The 16365-nt window shown below is 73.8% G+C and carries 11 protein-coding genes; all 11 read right to left on the minus strand.

The genetic code is table 11. The features are described 5' to 3' along the window. Positions 1–4: 4 nt before the first annotated feature. Complete coding sequence (gene menC / locus NUM_RS25655) at positions 5–1111, minus strand: o-succinylbenzoate synthase (protein ID WP_207127491.1); 1107 nt, start codon at positions 1109–1111, stop codon at positions 5–7. Next, positions 1108–2031: a GNAT family N-acetyltransferase gene (locus NUM_RS25660; protein ID WP_225918856.1), complete on the minus strand. Its 924-nt coding sequence runs from the start codon at positions 2029–2031 to the stop codon at positions 1108–1110. Before NUM_RS25660 ends, menC begins: the two co-directional genes overlap by 4 nt. Before the next feature lie 145 nt (positions 2032–2176). Then, complete coding sequence (locus tag NUM_RS25665) at positions 2177–3262, minus strand: M20 family metallopeptidase (RefSeq protein ID WP_207127492.1); 1086 nt, start codon at positions 3260–3262, stop codon at positions 2177–2179. Then, complete coding sequence (locus NUM_RS25670; protein ID WP_207127493.1) at positions 3259–6594, minus strand: serine hydrolase; 3336 nt, start codon at positions 6592–6594, stop codon at positions 3259–3261. Before NUM_RS25670 ends, NUM_RS25665 begins: the two co-directional genes overlap by 4 nt. Before the next feature lie 62 nt (positions 6595–6656). Beyond that, entirely contained in the window at positions 6657–7706 is a 1050-nt protein-coding gene (locus NUM_RS25675) for an ABC transporter ATP-binding protein (protein ID WP_207127494.1), read from the minus strand. 68 nt (positions 7707–7774) lie between these two features. Further along, positions 7775–9679, minus strand: a complete 1905-nt coding sequence (locus NUM_RS25680) for a dipeptide/oligopeptide/nickel ABC transporter permease/ATP-binding protein (protein WP_207127495.1) — start codon at positions 9677–9679, stop codon at positions 7775–7777. Next, positions 9679–10677: an ABC transporter permease gene (locus tag NUM_RS25685; protein ID WP_207127496.1), complete on the minus strand. Its 999-nt coding sequence runs from the start codon at positions 10675–10677 to the stop codon at positions 9679–9681. The genes NUM_RS25680 and NUM_RS25685 overlap by 1 nt, the downstream gene beginning before the upstream one ends. Before the next feature lie 10 nt (positions 10678–10687). Continuing rightward, on the minus strand, positions 10688–12271 hold the full coding sequence (locus NUM_RS25690; RefSeq protein ID WP_207127497.1) for an ABC transporter substrate-binding protein: 1584 nt from the start codon (positions 12269–12271) through the stop codon (positions 10688–10690). Further along, positions 12268–13191, minus strand: coding sequence for a serine hydrolase (locus NUM_RS25695; RefSeq protein ID WP_207127498.1), 924 nt, complete (start codon positions 13189–13191; stop codon positions 12268–12270). Before NUM_RS25695 ends, NUM_RS25690 begins: the two co-directional genes overlap by 4 nt. Further along, positions 13188–14573, minus strand: coding sequence for a serine hydrolase domain-containing protein (locus NUM_RS25700; protein ID WP_207127499.1), 1386 nt, complete (start codon positions 14571–14573; stop codon positions 13188–13190). The genes NUM_RS25695 and NUM_RS25700 overlap by 4 nt, the downstream gene beginning before the upstream one ends. A gap of 224 nt (positions 14574–14797) precedes the next feature. Next, positions 14798–16273 carry an amidohydrolase family protein gene (locus tag NUM_RS25705; RefSeq protein ID WP_207127500.1) on the minus strand — a complete coding sequence of 492 codons (1476 nt, stop codon included), beginning with the start codon at positions 16271–16273 and terminating at the stop codon, positions 14798–14800. Positions 16274–16365: the final 92 nt, after the last annotated feature.

A 16365-nucleotide genomic window follows, 5' to 3' on the forward strand; every position in this document is an offset into this window, starting at 1 on the left:
AGGATCAGGCCGCGATCCACTCGGTACGGATGGTGACCGCGTCGAGCGCCTCGGCGATCGGGTCGACGCCGATGCCCGGCCCGGTCGGTACCGCGAGCTGCCCCTGGTCGAGCCGGAACGGCTCGGTCACGTCCCGGGCGTAGTAGCGGTCCGAGGCCGACGTGTCGCCGGGCAGCGTGAAGCCGGGCAGCGCCGCGAGCGCCAGGTTCGCCGCCCGACCGATCCCCGACTCCAGCATCCCGCCGCACCACACCGGCACGTCGTGGGCCACGCACACGTCGTGGATGCGCCGCGCCTCCAGGAACCCGCCGACCCGGCCGGGCTTGATGTTCACGATCGAACAGGCGCCCAGCGCGATCGCGTCCGCCGCGGCCCGCGCCGACACGATCGACTCGTCCAGGCAGATCGGTGTGGTCAGCTGCCGGGCCAGCTGGGCGTGGCCGAGCACGTCCTCCTCGTCCAGCGGCTGCTCGATCAGCAGCAGGTCGAACGGGTCGAGCCGGGCCAGGTGCCGGCCGTCGGTGCGGTGGTAGGCGGTGTTCGCGTCTACCTGCAGGGCCACGCCGTCGCCGAACCGTTCCCGTACCGCGCGGACCGGCTCGACGTCCCAGCCCGGCTCGATCTTCAGCTTGATCCGCAGGTACCCGGCGTCCAGGTAGCCGGCGACCGCGTCCAACAGCTGCGGGATCGACTCCATGATGCCCACCGACACGCCGCAGTCGACCCGGTCGCGTACCGCGCCCAGCTCCCGGGACAGCGGCACACCGCGGGCGCGCAGCTCGGCGTCGAGTACCGCGATCTCCAGCGCGGCCTTCGCCATCCGGTGCCCCTTGAACCCGGCCAGCGTCGGTGCCACCCGCGTCGCGTCCAGGTCACGGATCCGGCCCAGCGTCGGCACCAGGAACCGGCGCAGCACGTCGGCGCACGCCGCCACGTACTCCGAGCTGTACAGCGGATCGCTCATCGCGACGCACTCGCCCCAGCCCTCCGCCTCCGGCGTCACCACCCGCAGCAGCAGGATCTCGCGTACCTGCTGGGTGCCGAACGACGTCCGGAACGGCGCCACCAGCGGCATCTCGACGGTGCGCAGCTCCACCCCGGTCAGCTTCACGAATGCCCTCCTGTGTCGACGATGTAGCAGTCGCCGCGGTCGAACCCGCGGATGCGGCCACCGGCCGCGAGCAACCCACCGAGCACCTCGCGGACCGCCTCGCGCCAGCGCGCCGCGCAGGCCGGATCGGACCCGCGCAGCCCCTCGATGTCGCGCGGGACCGCCACCAGCACCGTCGGCGTCCCGGCGGTCGCCGGCTCCGGTTCACCGGTGGCAGAGCGGCGCAGCGCGTACCGGGCGCCTGCCGCCTCCTCGGCCGCCGCGTCGAACCGGCCCGGCGTACCGGCACAGGCCGCGACCACGCCCGGATCCTCCAGCCGCCACTCGATCAGCAGCCGGTCGGTCTCGTCGGCGCCGTTGAGCCCGTCGTGCATCGGCCCGTAGAAGTTCGCCAGGTACTCCACCGGGCGCGCGCCGAGCTTGCCGATGTTGAAGTACGCGTTGCGCCCCACCAGCGGATCGTAGGTCCACGCGATCTCGGCGATCCCGTGCCCCAACGCCCACGCCCGCTGGTGCACCTTCAACGCGAAACCGATGCTGCGCCCCCGGGTACGCGGCGAGACCCCGGCGATGTGGCTGTGCAGCGACCGGTGCGCCGGCGGGGCGAAGAACCCGACGCAGGCCCCCACCAGCTCGTCCCCGTCGAACGCGCCGGCGATGTAGTTGCCCGCCTTCGACATCGCGCGCACCAGCTCCACGCTGAGCGGCATGCTGTCCGGGCCGAACCGCCAGATCCGCTCGTACAGCTCGCACATCCGCTGCAGCTCGGCCATCCCGTCCAGGGCCCGCACGTACACCCCGGCCGAGGCCGCCGCCGCCTCGGCGGCCGCGATCGCCGCCGTCTCGGTACGTGCCGCCGACCCGTCCGCCGCGGCACCGGGATGCCGCGCCGCCCCGGCCAGATCCGTCCCCGCGCTCATCGACGCTCCTCCTTCGTCGGAGCTTCGAGGAGGCACCGGAGCGCACGATGCTCATGGTTCGCTCGCTCACGCTCGCTCATCGGAGCGCCCTCCTTCGTCGGAACCCCGATGCGGCTCGGCATCCGGTTCGTTCGCCGTCGCCCGCTCACCGCTGCTCCTCGCGCAGGAGGTCGGCGACCAGCTCCCGGAGCAGGGCCGTACGCCGGGGCAGCTCGTCGAGGCGCACGTGCTCGTGGTCGGCATGCGCGCCGCCGCCGACCGCGCCCAGCCCGTCCAGCGTCGGGGTGCCGACGCCGGCGGTGAAGTTGCCGTCCGAGGCGCCGCCGACCGCCGCCTGGCGCAGCGGGCCGACACCGAGCCGGTCGGCGACGGCGACCGCCCGCGCGTACAGGTCGGCGGAGGCGTCGGCGGCCAGCGGTGGCCGGTTCGGCCCGCCGGTCACCACGATCCGCGCCTCGGCCAGCCGCGGCGTCAACGCGTGCATCGCCTTGTCGACCCGCTCCTGCTCGGCGGCGCTGCGGACCCGCACGTCGACGGCGAACCGGCCGTGCGCGGCGACGGTGTTGGTGGTGGTACCGGCCTCGATCCGGGTCGGCGTCACCGTCGTACCGGCCGCCGCGTCACCCAGCTCGGCGACCGCGAGCACCTGGTACGCCGCCTCGATCGTCGCGCTCACCCCGCGTTCGGGTTCCAGCCCGGCGTGCGCGGCGCGCCCCTCGATCGCCACCTCGTACAGCGAGACGCCCTTGCGCTCGGTCTTCAGCGCGCCGCCGTCGGCGGACGCCTCCAGCACCAGGGCGGCGGCGCAGCCGCGCGCCTCGTCCTCGATCAGCGACCGCGACGACGGTGAGCCCAGCTCCTCGTCCCCGGTCACCAGCAGCGTCACGCCGTCGGGATCGGGCAGCGCGGCGAGCGCGTGGAACGCCATCACCACCCCGGCCTTCATGTCGAAGCAGCCCGGCCCGCGCAGCACCCCGTCACGCACCTCGAACGGGTGCGTGGCCAGCGATCCCTGCGGCCACACCGTGTCGTGGTGGCCGAGCACCAGCACCCGCGCTCGGGCACCGAACCGCCAGCGCAGATGGGTGCGCCCGGCCAGCACGATCCGCTCCGGTTCGGCGCCCAGCAGCCGGGTGCCCAGCGCCGCCACCAGTTCGGCGCTGCGGGCGACCGCGTCGAGATCGTCGGACGGGGACTCGCAGCGCACCAGCTGCTCGATGTCGGCGATCATCCGGACACCTTCGGGGTCGCGCGGGCACCGAAGTGCAGGTACGGCTCGCCGCTGGGCAACCGGTAGAACACCGCCGACATCCACGTCTGGGTACCGGGTGCGCGCAGCGCGAACAGGTCCTCGGTGACCGGCACCAGCGGGTACTCCTCGGTCTGGTCGGCGGCGAGTTCGGCCAGCGGGCCGGTGACGGTGTGCCGCAGCCGCAGCTCCCCGTCGGCCCGGAACACCTCGAGCCGGGCGCTGGCCCGCTCGTAGACGCCCACGTGCCGGCCCGGGTCGTACGACGGGGGCCGCGCCGGCGGGGCGAACGGTGCCGGCATGGCCACCCCGGCCAGTTCGGCGAAGATCTCCCGGTACAGGTCCTCGTACAGGTCGCGGGTGTTGCCGCCGTTGGTCAGCAGGGTGACGGCGACCCCCTGCTCGGGCAGCAGCCGCAGGAACGCCGACTGCCCGATCGTGTTGCCGTCGTGGCCGATCAGCCGGTGTCCGTCCCACCCGAACCGGATCCAGCCGAGCCCCCACGAGTCGCCCAGCGGGTACGGGTCGGGTACGTCGGTCTGGTGCTCGGTCATCGCCGCCGCGCACCGCTCGCCCAGCACCCGGGTGCCGTCGGCGGCCAGGCCGCCGGACAGGTGCATCGCGGCGAACGCGAGCACGTCGGCGGCCGAGGCGGTGATCAGCCCCGCCGGCCCCATCGAGCGCGGCAGCCCCCACACCGGCGCCGGCTGCGGATCGGCATCGCCCTCGGCCACGTGCCCCACCGCGGCGCGGAACAGCAGCGCCTCCTCCGGCAGGGTCGTGGTGTGGGCGAGGCCCAGCGGGGCGAACAAGCGTTCCCGCAGTGCCTGGTCCCAGGTCTGCCCGGTGAGCTTCTCGATCACCCGGCCGGCGAGCACAAACCCGGCGTTGCAGTAGGAGAACGTGACGCCGAGCGGATGGTTCTGCCCGACCGCGGCGAGCTCCTCGACGTAGCGGGCCACGCAGTCGTCGCCGCGGCCGGTGTCGGTGAACACGTCCCCGTCGACGCCGCTGGTGTGGGTCAGCAGCTGCCGCATCGTCACCTGCTTCGCCACCTCGGGGTCGCCGAGCCGCAGCTCCGGCAACACCTCGGCGACCGGGGCGTCGAGCTCCAGCTTGCCCTCGTCGACCAGCTGCATGACCACCGTGGCGGTCCACACCTTGCTGATCGAGCCGATCTGGAACAGCGTGTCGTCGCGTACCTCCACGCCGGTGGCGACGCTGGTGACGCCGTGGTGCGCGACCACCGGATCCTCGCCCAGGCGCAGGATCCCCAGCGTGGCGCCCGGTACCTTGTGCGCGGCGGCCAGCTCGGTCAGCCGGCGCTGCCAGTGCGCGGCGTCCAGCGCCGGTCGGCCGCGCCGCGCCGGCGGGGCCGCGTACCGCTCGACCCAGTCGACGACGCGGCGGTTCCAGTCGGCCCGGTGCGACGGCGCGCCGTCCAGGATGAACAGGTGCGACTCGTCCGGGTAGCGGACCAGCCGGGTCGGTACGCCCCGGGCCCGCAGCGCGCCGAACCACTGCTCGGCCTGCCCGACCGGGCACCGGTCGTCGTTCTCGCCCTGCACCAGCAGCGTCGGCGTCCGCACGTCCTGCACCCGGGTCAGCGGGGACAGCCGCGCGTAGCGGTCCGCGTCCTGCCACGGCACCCCGGACAGCTCCGCGGCGGCCAGGTAGTACCCCAGGTCGGAGGTGCCGGTCATGCTGGTCAGGTCGGCGACCACGCCGCCGGCGACCGCCGCGGCGAACCGCTGGTCGCGGCTGGTCAGGTAGCAGGTCATGTAGCCGCCGTAGCTGTAGCCGGTGACCGCCAGCCGGTCCGGGTCGGCCAGCCCCTCGGCGACCAGATCGTCGATCGGGGAGAGGAAGTCCGCGGCGTCCGCCTCGCCCCAGGCGCCGATCGCGGCGGTCAGGAACGCCTCACCGTAGCCGTCGCTGCCGCGCGGGTTGAGCAGCAGCACCGCCCAGCCGCGGTCGGCGAGCACCTGGTGGTACAGGTGGGCCGGGTCGGCGGCGCCGTTCCACGCGTTGTGCGGGCCGCCGTGGATGTCCAGCAGCAGCGGCAGCGGGCCGGAGCGTTCCCGGTCGCGTACCAGCCAGCCGTGCAGCACGGTGCCGTCCGGTGCGGTGAACTCGCGCTCCTCGCGCGGGTAGCGGACCGCGTCGGCGGGGCAGTGCTCGGTGTGCACGGTGATCTCTCCGGTGGCACGGTCGACGGTGCCGACCTCGCCGTACGAGGTCGAGGTGCCGACCACGAACGCCACCGTGTCACCGACCGCGGAGACGCCGGCGACGTTGCGGTCGCCGCCGACCAGCAGCCGCGGCGCGCCGCCGGCCAGCGGAACCTCGTAGAGATGAGTGGATCCGTTGTCCCGCACGCAGAACAGCACGCCGGTGTGGTCGGCCGTCGGCTGCGGGAGCGCTCCCGGATAGCCCGGCCCGCCGGGCATCACGTTGCGATCCAGCGGCCCGGCCAGGTTCAGCGGCTCGCCGCCCTCCAGCGGGATGCGCAGCAGTCCCGCGTTGCCCGCCCTGGTGTCGGTGCGGCCGACGGCGAGCAGCGCGTCGCCGGCCGGCGTGAAGCCGACCGTACCGAGCTGCCAGTCGGCGCCGCCGACCAGCACCGGCTTCGCGTTGCGCGCCACCGCATCCACCAGGTACGCACCGATGCGCAGGGTCAGGTCCGCGTCGGCGTCGCGCGCGGCGGGAAACGCCAGCCGGGTGCCGTCCGGCGACCAGGCCGGATCGCCGGCATGCCAGTCGCCGCCGGTGACGCGCCGCACCTCCCGGGTCGCCACGTCGACCACGTGCACGTGGGTACGCAGGGTGCGCAGCAGCCCCGCCCCGTCGGCCTTGCCGTCCAACCGGTCGGTCACGATCGGCGCCCGCTGCCGCGCCGCCGTCGCCTCCGTGTCCTCGCCGGGTACCGCGTGCAGATCGATCGGCGCGCCGAACGCGATGCGGGTACCGTCCGGGCTCCACACCGGGGTCCCGGCGCCGAGCGGCAGCGAGGTGAGCTGCTCGGCCTCGCCGCCGGCAACCGGCAGCAGCCACACCTGCGCCGGGCCGTCGGCGGCGCGCAGGAACGCCAGCCGGCTGCCGTCGGGGGAGAACACCGGCGCGCCGTCGGACTCGCCGAACGTCAGCTGCCGGGCCGGTTGCCCCGGTCGTACCAGCCACAGCGTGCGCCGGTCCCGGTCGGCGTCGCGCCGCACGGTTCGCAGCACGTACGCGATGCTGCCGTCCGGCGCCGCGGCGGGCTGTTCGGGCAGCGCCGTCGCGTACAGGTCGTCGATGCTCGGACGTCCGGCCATCTGGTCCTCCTCGTCAGCTGGCATGGGCGGTTCCGACCCGGGAACGGCCCACCACCTCGGTGCTACTCCAGCGTGTCGCTTCGCGCGCTCGGAAACCCTGTCCGGACAACCGAATTCGGTACCGGAGTGTCGGTGTCGCCGACAGCCGCGGCGAAGTGGCAGGCGGCCCGGTGCTCGCGCGAGGCGGCGACGGTCGCCGGATCGACCGTCGTGCAGATCGACCGGGCCTCCTCTACCAGCGGGCCGACCGGGCAGCGCGGATGGAACCGGCAGCCGGCCGGCGGTCGGTGCGGGTCGCCGGGTTCGGCGTCGGCGACCGGCGAGTCGGGCGCCGCCAGCAGCGAACCGTGCGCCGAGGGCGCCGCCTCGACGAGCTCCCGGGTGTACGGGTGCTGCGGGTCGGCGAGCAGCCGCTCCGCCGGGCCCACCTCGACGATGCGCCCCAGGTACAGCACGGCGACGTAGTCGCTGACGTAGCGCACCACGGCCAGGTTGTGCGAGATGAACAGCATCGTCAGCCCCAGCTCGCGCTGCAGCTCGCGCACCAGGTTGAGCACCGAACCCTGGACGGAGACGTCCAGCGCCGAGGTGATCTCGTCGGCGATGACCACCTCCGGCCGCGCCGCGAGCGCCCGGGCCAGCGCGATACGTTGCCGCTGCCCGCCGGACAGCTCACCCGGCAGCGCCCCGGAGCGGCCGGCGTCCAGCCCGACCAGTTCCAGCAGCCGCGCCACCTCGCCGTGCCGCGCCTTCCGGTCCCGGAACGCCTGCCGGCCACCGAACGCGCGGCGCGGCAGCGCCTCGGCGATCGACTCGCCGACCGTCATCCGCGGGTCCAGCGACGAGTACGGGTCCTGGAACACCAGCTGGACCGGCCGGCGACCGCGCGGCAGCCGGCGTACGTCGGTGCCGTCGAGCAGCACCCGCCCACCGGTCACCGGCGCCAGCCCCACCGCGGCGCGTGCCAGTGTCGACTTGCCCGACCCGGACTCGCCGACCAGGCCGACCACGCTGCCGGACGGCACCGTCAGCTCGACCCCGTCGACGGCGGTCAGCCCGGACCGGTGCGTGCCGTACCGCACCCGCACGTCCTCGAACGCCAGCGTGCTCATCGCGAGTCCTCCTTCACCGGAACCCCGATGCGGCGCCGAGTCGCACGGGTTCGCTCGCGTGCGCGCGCTCATCGTGATCCCTCCACCGAGATGCGGGCGTCGGTGGTGTCGGCGCCGGAGTCGGTGACCGGGTGCCAGCAGGCGAGCCGGTGGTCGTCGCCGACCGGCGTCAGCTGCGGATCCGCCGACCGGCACTCGTCCGTGGCGTACCGGCAGCGCTGCGCGAACGCGCACCCGGCCGGCAGCGCGGTCGGCTCCGGTGGCCGGCCGGCGATCACCCCCAGCGGCCGGTCGCGGTCGGCCGCGAGGTCGGGTACCACCGCGAGCAGCGCCCGGGTGTACGGGTGCCGGGCCCGCTCGGTGAGCTCCGCCGCGGGCAGGTCCTCGACGATGCGCCCGGCGTACATGACCAGGACCCGGTCGCAGGTCTGGGTCACCACGGCGATGTCGTGGCTGATCAGCAGGACCGCCGCGGCGGTGTCCCGGCGTACCTGGTCGAGCAGCCGCAGCACCTGGCGCTGCACCGTGACGTCCAGTGCGGTGGTCGGCTCGTCGGCGATGATCAGCCGGGGCGTACCCATCAGCCCCATCCCGATCATCGCCCGCTGCCGCATGCCGCCGGAGAACTCGTGCGGGTACTGGTGGGCCCGCTTCGCCGGCGCCGGCACCCGCACCTGCGCCAGCCGCTCGACCGCCCGGGCCAGCGCACCGCGCCGGCCGAGGCCCTGGTGCTCCTGCGCCACCTCGGCCAGCTGCCGGCCGATCCGCCGGGTCGGGTTGAACGAGGTGGTCGGGTCCTGGAACACCATCGCCAGCGAGGTGCCGAGCAGCGTGCGCAGCTCCCGCTCCGGGGCGGACAGCAACGGGCGGCCGGCGAACTCCAGCCGGTCGGCGGCCACCACACCGGGCCGTTCGATCAGCCGGGCGGCCGCGAGCGCGGTGAGGCTCTTGCCCGAGCCCGACTCGCCGACCACGCCGACCGCCTCGCCCGCGCCCAGCGTGAACGTCACGCCGCGCACCGGCTCGGCCCAACCCACCGCGGTCGGGAACCGTACCGACAGGCCCTCGACCCGCAGCACCGGATCGGTGTCGTCGGCCCCGGCCGGCACCGGCGCGGCCGGTGCGGACGTGCGCGACAGCAGCCGGCGCAGCGGCGTACGGTGCCCCAGCGCCGCGGCGATCGTCTCGCCGCACAGGTTGAACGCCAACCCCGCCACCACCACCGCGACACCCGGGCCGAGCGCCGCCGCCGGGTTGGTGTAGATCCGGTTCAGCCCGTCGCCCAGCAACCGACCCCAGTCGTACGACGGCGCCTGCACCCCGATGCCCAGGAACGACAGGCCGGCGAACGACAGCAGTGCCGCACCGGCGCCGATCGTCGCGTTGACCACCAGCGGCTCGGCGATGTTGGGCAGCACGTGCCGCACCAGTACCCGCAGCCGGCCGACGCCGGCGATCCGGGCCGCCGCCACGTAGTCGCGGCCGGCGACCGACGCCGACAGGGTCTGCGCGACCCGGGCGAAACCCGGTGCGGTGGCGAACCCGATCGCCAGCACCGCGCCGGTGGTACCCACGCCGAAGACGACCGCGAAGAACAGCGCGAGCAGCAGCCCCGGGAACGCGACCGCGATGTTGACGACGGCCACGATCACCCGGCCGGCGCGGCGCGGCAGCACCGCCGGGGCGGTACCCAGCAGGGTGCCGACGGTGACGCCGATCAGCATCGCGAGCAGCGCCAGCCCGATCGACAGCCGGGTCGCCACCAGCGTCCGGGCGAACAGGTCGCGGCCCAGCGCGTCGGTACCCAGCAGGTGCGCGCCGGACGGGCCCTGCTGGATGGCGTCGGTGTCCACCGCGGTCGCCTGGGCGCCCCAGACGAGCGGCGCCGCCACCGCCAGCGCCAGTACGAGCAGCAGCAGGACCACCGCGCACACCCCGAGCGGGGTGCGCAGGAGCGCGCGCAGCCGGCGCATCAGGCCTCCCGGATCGTCGAACGCGGATCGAGCACTCCGAGCAGTACGTCCACGACCAGGTTGACCAGCAGCACGCCGACCCCGTAGACGAGCACGATGCCCTGCACCATCGGGTAGTCCTTGGCCAGGATCGACGAGACGATCTTCGCGCCCAGGCCTGGCCAGGCGAACACGTTCTCGACCAGGATGGTGCCGGCCACCATCGAGGTGAGCATCAGCCCGGCGAGCGTCAGCGTCGCGGTCACCGCGTTCGGCAGCGCGTGTCGCAGGTAGATCCGGCGCGGCCGCAGCCGTTTCGCCCGTGCGGTGCGGACGAAGTCCTGGCCGAGCACCGCGAGCATCTCCACCCGCACGATGCGCGCCAGCACCGCGGCCGGGCCGACCGCGAGCGCCACCACCGGCAGCACGAACGACAGCGGCCCCTGTTGGCCGGCGACCGGGAACCAGTGCAGGTTCACCGCGAACAGGTACACCAGCGCCACCGCGAGCAGGAACTCCGGGATCGCGGCGAGCACCACCGCGCTCACCGCGAACCCGAGCTCGCCGCCGCGGCGCCGACCGCCCCGGGTCGCCACCGCCATCGTCACGCCCAGCGGCACCGCGATCAGCAGTACCAGCAGGAACGCCAGGACCGCGAGCTGCGCGGTGGCCGGCAGCCGCTGGCCGATCACGCTGGCCACCGACTCGTTGCTGGACACCGACACACCCAGGTCGCCGTGCACCAGGCCCTGCAGGTAGTGCCAGTACTGCACCGGCAGCGGGTCGTCCAGGCCCAGCAGCTCCCGCCGCGCCCGGACCACCGAGGCCGGCGCGTTCATCCCCAACGCCGCCCGTACCGGATCGCCCGGCACCAGGTGGATCATCAGGAACGACGCGGTCACCAGTACCCACAGCGAGATCGCGAACCGGCCGAGGCGGCGCAGCGCGAACAGCAGCCAGGGGCTGCGCCACGCCCGTACCGCGGTGGCCGGCAGCGCCGGTCGCAGCTCGGTGGTCATTCTCTGGTCCTCACTGGTACATGCGGATCGAGGCCGGGTCGATGCCGTCGTTGGAGACGAACTTCGCGTTCTTGCCGAACGTCGGCACCATCGAGTCCACATAGGACACCACGTCGACGTGCTGGTAGAGCGACTTCTCGGCCGCCGCCCAGTCGCCGCAGCCCTTGTTCCCGGCCATCGTCATGGCCTGCTGCACGTGCTTGGTGTAGTCGGCGTTGTCGATGTGCGAGAAGTTCGTGCCCTTCGGCGGTACCGCACCGGAGACGAACGGGACGATGGTGCTCGGCAGCCCGATGGTGATCGGCGACATCGACACGTCCCAGTTGCCGGAGCTGAACAGCACCTCGTTCAGCCCGGTACTGTCGATCGCCTTGAGCTTGACGTCCACGCCGAGCTTGTGCCAGGTCTGCTGCACCAGCTCCGCCGCGGCCGCCGCCGTCGACCCGATCCCGGTCTGGTAGAGCACGGTCAGCGACAGCTTCTTGCCGTCCTTGACCCGGGTACCGCCCGGCCCCACCGTCCAGCCGGCGGCCGTCAGCCCCGCCTTCGCCGCCGCCGCGTCGAACCCCGGTACGTTGCCCTGCACGGTGTCCGCCCGGCACGGGTCGGGTGTCACGGTCACCAGGCCGGTCGCGGTCTTGCCGTGCCCGTCGGTGAGCACCTTGCCCACCCGCGGCAGGTCCAGCGCCTGCACCAGCGCCTTGCGTACCGCCTCGTCCTTGGTCGCGCGGCCGGCCGCCTGGTTGAAGAACAGCTGCCCGAGCGGCGCCCGTACGTCGGCGTGGAACAGCTTCTGCGCCGACAGCCGCTGCTGGTCCGGGCCGTTGACCGACACCGCGTTCAGCTCCCCGGACAGCATCAGGTTCGCCGCGGTCGTCTCGTTGGGGATCACCTTCACGACGACCTTGTCCGGCAGCCCCTTCTGCTTCGGGTTCCAGTCGCCCGGACCCCAGGTGAACGCCTTGCGCCGGGTCAGCGTGTAGTGGTCGTTGGGTACCACCTCGGAGATCTTGAACATGCCGGTACCGGCGCCGCCCTTGGCGAGCAGCTTCGGGTCGTGCAGGCCCTTGCCGCACACGATCGACACCGAGCCGATGTTCAGCAGCAGGAACGGGTCCGGGCTGCCGCTGGTGACCGTCACCGTGTGGCTCGCCTCGTTCGCGGTGGCCTTGGTGCCCGGCATCACCCACAGCCCGGTCAGCGGCGACTTGTTCTTCGCATCGCCCAGGTAGCTGATGTTGTCGGCCACGTCCTTGGCGGTCAGCGGCGACCCGTCGTCGCAGGTCAGCCCGCGGCGCAGGGTGAACGTCGCGGTACGGGTGTCGGCCGTCCACTTCGCCGCCAACCCCGCCTGCACCGACCCGTCGTTCTGCACCTCGACCAGCCGGCTGTACAGGAAGCGGTCCACCCCGCGGGTCACCGACAGCGTGGTCAGCGTCGGGTCCAGGTTGCCCGGGTCGGTGGCCACCGACATGGTGAACGTCTTGCCGTCGGCCAGCGTGCCGCCCGATCCGGCGGCACCGCCGGTCGAGCAGCCGGTGAGCGCGAGCGCACCCACCCCGAGCAGACACACGACGGTACGTGCGGGCCTCATCGGCCACCTCCAGCCAGATCCGGAACGGGTACGGGTTGTTCCTGGCGCAGCTGCTCGACCGCGAGATGCCCGGCGGTACCGATCGCGGCGTCGATCGCCGGCTGCCGGTGTGCCAGGCTCGCCGCCCGGGTGAACACGGCGACCGCGTACGCCCGCCCGTCCGGGTAGGTGACCACGCCGGCCTCGTTGCGGACCGCCGGCAGCGTGCCGGTCTTCGCCGCCACCGTGACTCCGTCGGGGAAGCCGCTGCTGAGCCGGTGCGGCCAGATCTGCTCGGCCATGATCGCCCGGACCTGCGCGCACGCCTCGGGCGACGCGGCCCGGTCGGTCCAGATCGCGTCCAGCAGCGCGGTGATCTCGGCCGGCGTCGACGCCGTGGTACGGGTCGGGTCCAGCACCGCGAGCCGCCACACCTGCTCGGCCGACGCCGCCTCCAGTGCCGCGTCGGGGTCGGCGCCCGGCTCGATTCCCAGGTCGTGCGCCACCGAGGCGAACAGGTCGCCACAGCAACCGCGGATCCGGGTGTGCGTGAGGCCGAGGTCGGCCAGTACCGCGTCGACCGCCGCCTGCCCGACCCGGTGGAACACCACGTCGGTGGCGGCGTTGTCGCTCATCGTCAGCATGTTGCGGGCCAGGTCGCGCCAGCTCATCTGCACGTCGTCGGCGCACCCGGCGGTACCGATGCCACCGATCCGGTAGGGCGCCGTCACCGTCGCGCGCTCGCGCGGATCGAGCCGGCCCGCGGCCACCTCCCGCGCGTACGCCACCGCCACGGGGATCTTGAACACCGAGGCGAGCACCACCGGCTCGTCGGCGGCCACCGCGACGCTCGGCCCGTCCGGTACCCCGATCTCGCGGGCGTGCACGAACCCGGTGGCGCCGGCGGCGGTGAACACCGACCGGATCTCGGCGGAGATCACGACGACACCCGCGGATCGGCCCGGCCGGTGTGCAGGTACCGGGCCGGCCCGGAGCCGTTGCCGACGAACGCGTGCGGCAGGTGCATGCCGTGCTCCGGCTCGCGCGGCAGCAACGTGTCCCCGCGCCACCCCACCAGCTCCACCGTGGTCACCGGCTCGCCCAGCTCGACGAAGATGCCCTTCGGGGTGCGCTCCAACCAGATTCGGCCCTCGCCGTCCTGGCTGACCACCTGCTCGGCCACCGACGAGGAGTACGTGCCGACGAAACGGCTCGCGTCCACCGCCGGTGGCGCCTCCGCCGGTACCGGCATCGCCGGCAGCGTCACGCCGGCCAGCTCGCGCAGCACGGTGCCGACGATCTCGGTGTACAGCGGCATCGGGTTGCCGCCGTTGGTCAGCAGCGCCACCGCGACGTTCGCGCCCGGGACGATCCGCAGGAACGCGTTCTGCCCGATGGTCCCGCCGTCGTGGCCGACCACCGGGCCGCCGGGGAAGTCGAACAGCTCGAAGCCCAGCCCCCAGGCGTCGCCCATCAGCCCCAGGTCGGGCAGCTCCACCTGGCGCTCCCGCATCGCCCGGGCGCTCGCCTCGCTCAGCACCCTCGTACCGTCCGGGGCGGTGCCGTCGGCCAGGTGCATCCGGGCGAAGCCGAGCAGGTCGCGGGCCCGCATCGTCAGCATCGACCCGGCCGGCGCGTTCGACGGCGCCAGCGCCCACACCGGCGCCGGTACCGGATCCGCGTCGGGGGAGGGTGCGATGTGCCCGACCGCGGCCCGGTACATGATCGCCTCGTGCGGGCCGTGCGCGGTGTGCGTCAACCCCAGCGGCGTGATCAGCTGCTCGCGCAGGCACTGCTCGTACGGCTTGCCGCGCAGCACCTCCACCAGCCGGCCCAGCACGCAGAACCCGGCGTTGTTGTACGAGAACATCGCGCCCGGCGCGAACAGCTGCGGGTCGTCCGCCAGGGTCGCGACGAACTTCTCGACGCAGTCGTCGCCGCGGCCGGTGTCGGTGAAGATGTCACCCTCGAACCCGGCGACGTGGCACAGCAGCTGCCGTACGGTGATCGCCGCGGCCGCGTCCTCGTCGGCGATCCGGAACTCCGGCAGGTGGCTGCGTACCGTCGCGTCCAGCTCCAACCGGCCCTCGTCGACCAGCTGCATGATCATCGTCGCGGTCCACAGCTTCGTGATCGACCCGACCTGGAACACCGAGTCGGCCGTCGCCTCGACCCCGGTGGCCTTGCTCAGTACGCCCGACGCGGTGTCGACGACCTCGTCGCCCACCATGATCGCCACGGCCGCCGCGGGAACCCTGTTGTCGGCGAGCAGCTTCGGCAGCCGCTCCTCGACCCACCCGCCGACCTCTGACAGCTGGGACATGTCCGCTCCTTCGTCGCAGGATCCACCGACCCTAGGCGCGCCCAGCGCGGCTGAGTTCGTCCCGCAAGACAGGAGTCGCCGTGCCGTTTGGTGCCCCGCGACGAGGCGCGGGCACCGCCGATACGGCAGCGTCGGCGGCAGCGTGTCGGCTCGACAGCGCTCTGCTCAGCGGTGCTCGGCTCAGGGTTCTCGGCTCGGCGGTGCTCGGTTCAGGGGTGCTCGGTTCAGCGGGGTTCGGCGCGCAGCGGCCGGCCCGGGTAGGCGTCGGGCAGCAGCCCGCCGTCCCGCACCACCGGCTCCCCGCCGACCAGCAGGTGCACCACGCCCACCGAGGGACGTACGGAGTCCAGATACGTGGCGGTGTCGGTGATCCGCTCGGGATCGAGCACCACCACGTCCGCGTCCGCGCCGACGCCGAGGTGCCCCTTGGCCCGTGCCGCCGGCGCCGTCTCGTCCAGCACCCGCGCCGGCAGGTACGCGCAGCGTCGGAACGCCTCCGCCCAGCTCCAGGTGCCGGACTCGCGCACCATCGTGCGCAGCGACCGGGCGAACGTGCCCGCGGTACGCGGATGCGTCGAGCCGCCGGCCGGCAGCGGCCACTGCCGTGACTCCATGACCCCGTCGCCCCACAGCACCGGCATCGCGTCGCTCGCCACGATCGCGTCCGGGTACGCCAGCGAGCGCCGCAGCAGCGCCCGGTCGGCCTCGTCGCGCTCGTCCAGGAACTCCACGATGCACTCCGCGCCCGGATCGCGTTCCCGTACCTCCCGCAGCCGCGCCTCGTCCGCGATCCGCTCCCCGGTCTCGACCAGTACCAGGTTCGAGGCGGTGATGCCCCAGGCGGACAACCGCTCCGGCGCCAGGAAGTACGCGCCGACGCTGGTGCTGCCCGCCCCGTACGGGTAGGCCTCGACGGTGACGCGCGAGCCCGCCGACCGGGCCGCATCCAGCATCGCCAGCACCCGGTCGATGTGCCGGCGCGAGGTGCTGTTGACGTGGCAGTGGTGCATCGCCGCACCGGTCTCCGCCGCCGCGATCGCGATCTCCTCGGACCCGTCGACCGGTGTGGTGGGGTCCGCCTCGACCAGCTCCCGGACGTGCGTGTACGTCGGGGCCCCGGCCGCCGCGGCCAGCCGTGCCACGGCGAGGAACTCGGCCGGGTCGGTGCGCGGCGCGTACCCGAGCAGCACGCCGATGCCGAGCGCGCCGTCGGCCAGCTCCCGTTCCAGCAACCCCAGCCAGCGACGACGTTCCGGGGCCGACGAGGTGCGCTGCCAGCCCGGATCGCCCAGCAGCGCCAGCTGCGTCGCCAACCGCGCGTCCGGCTCGACGCCCAGGTGCGCCTGCGCGCGGGCCGCACCCCAGGACGCGGAGAACCCGTAGTGGAGCGGGCGACCCGCCGCCGCGGCGTCCGCGTACGCCCGCGCCACCGGCAGCAGCCCGGCCTCCAGGTCCAGCGCGGTGGTCACCCCGTCCAGCGCCTGCAGCCGCTGGCCGGCGATCGAGTGCACGTGGCTGTGCAGGTCGACGAACCCCGGCCCGACGATGCGCCCGGTCACGTCCAGCACCGTCGCGCCCGCCGGCACGGCCAGCCCGGTACCGACCGCGGCGACGGTGCCATCGCGGACCAGCACGTCGGCGACCCGGTCGGTGCCGGTACCGGGATCGATCACCCGCCCGTTGCGCAACAGTGTCTGCATCGCGCCAGTCTGCCCCGGTACCCGGCCGCCCGTTTCGGTCCTGCCGACGAATTCCGAGCGGCTACCCGGTCCGCCCCGACGAACCGGGTCGC

The sequence above is a fragment of the Actinocatenispora comari genome, from assembly GCF_017312725.1.
GTDB lineage: Bacteria > Actinomycetota > Actinomycetes > Mycobacteriales > Micromonosporaceae > Actinocatenispora > Actinocatenispora comari.

What these genes read in the sequence shown, in the direction of transcription:
- NUM_RS25660 (WP_225918856.1), bottom strand. Translation starts at nt 2,031, where the DNA reads ATGAGCGCGGGGACGGATCTGGCCGGGGCGGCGCGGCATCCCGGTGCC.
- NUM_RS25665 (WP_207127492.1), bottom strand. Translation starts at nt 3,262, where the DNA reads ATGATCGCCGACATCGAGCAGCTGGTGCGCTGCGAGTCCCCGTCCGAC.
- NUM_RS25670 (WP_207127493.1), bottom strand. Translation starts at nt 6,594, where the DNA reads ATGGCCGGACGTCCGAGCATCGACGACCTGTACGCGACGGCGCTGCCC.
- NUM_RS25675 (WP_207127494.1), bottom strand. Translation starts at nt 7,706, where the DNA reads ATGAGCACGCTGGCGTTCGAGGACGTGCGGGTGCGGTACGGCACGCAC.
- NUM_RS25680 (WP_207127495.1), bottom strand. Translation starts at nt 9,679, where the DNA reads ATGCGCCGGCTGCGCGCGCTCCTGCGCACCCCGCTCGGGGTGTGCGCG.
- NUM_RS25685 (WP_207127496.1), bottom strand. Translation starts at nt 10,677, where the DNA reads ATGACCACCGAGCTGCGACCGGCGCTGCCGGCCACCGCGGTACGGGCG.
- NUM_RS25690 (WP_207127497.1), bottom strand. Translation starts at nt 12,271, where the DNA reads ATGAGGCCCGCACGTACCGTCGTGTGTCTGCTCGGGGTGGGTGCGCTC.
- NUM_RS25700 (WP_207127499.1), bottom strand. Translation starts at nt 14,573, where the DNA reads ATGTCCCAGCTGTCAGAGGTCGGCGGGTGGGTCGAGGAGCGGCTGCCG.
- NUM_RS25705 (WP_207127500.1), bottom strand. Translation starts at nt 16,273, where the DNA reads ATGCAGACACTGTTGCGCAACGGGCGGGTGATCGATCCCGGTACCGGC.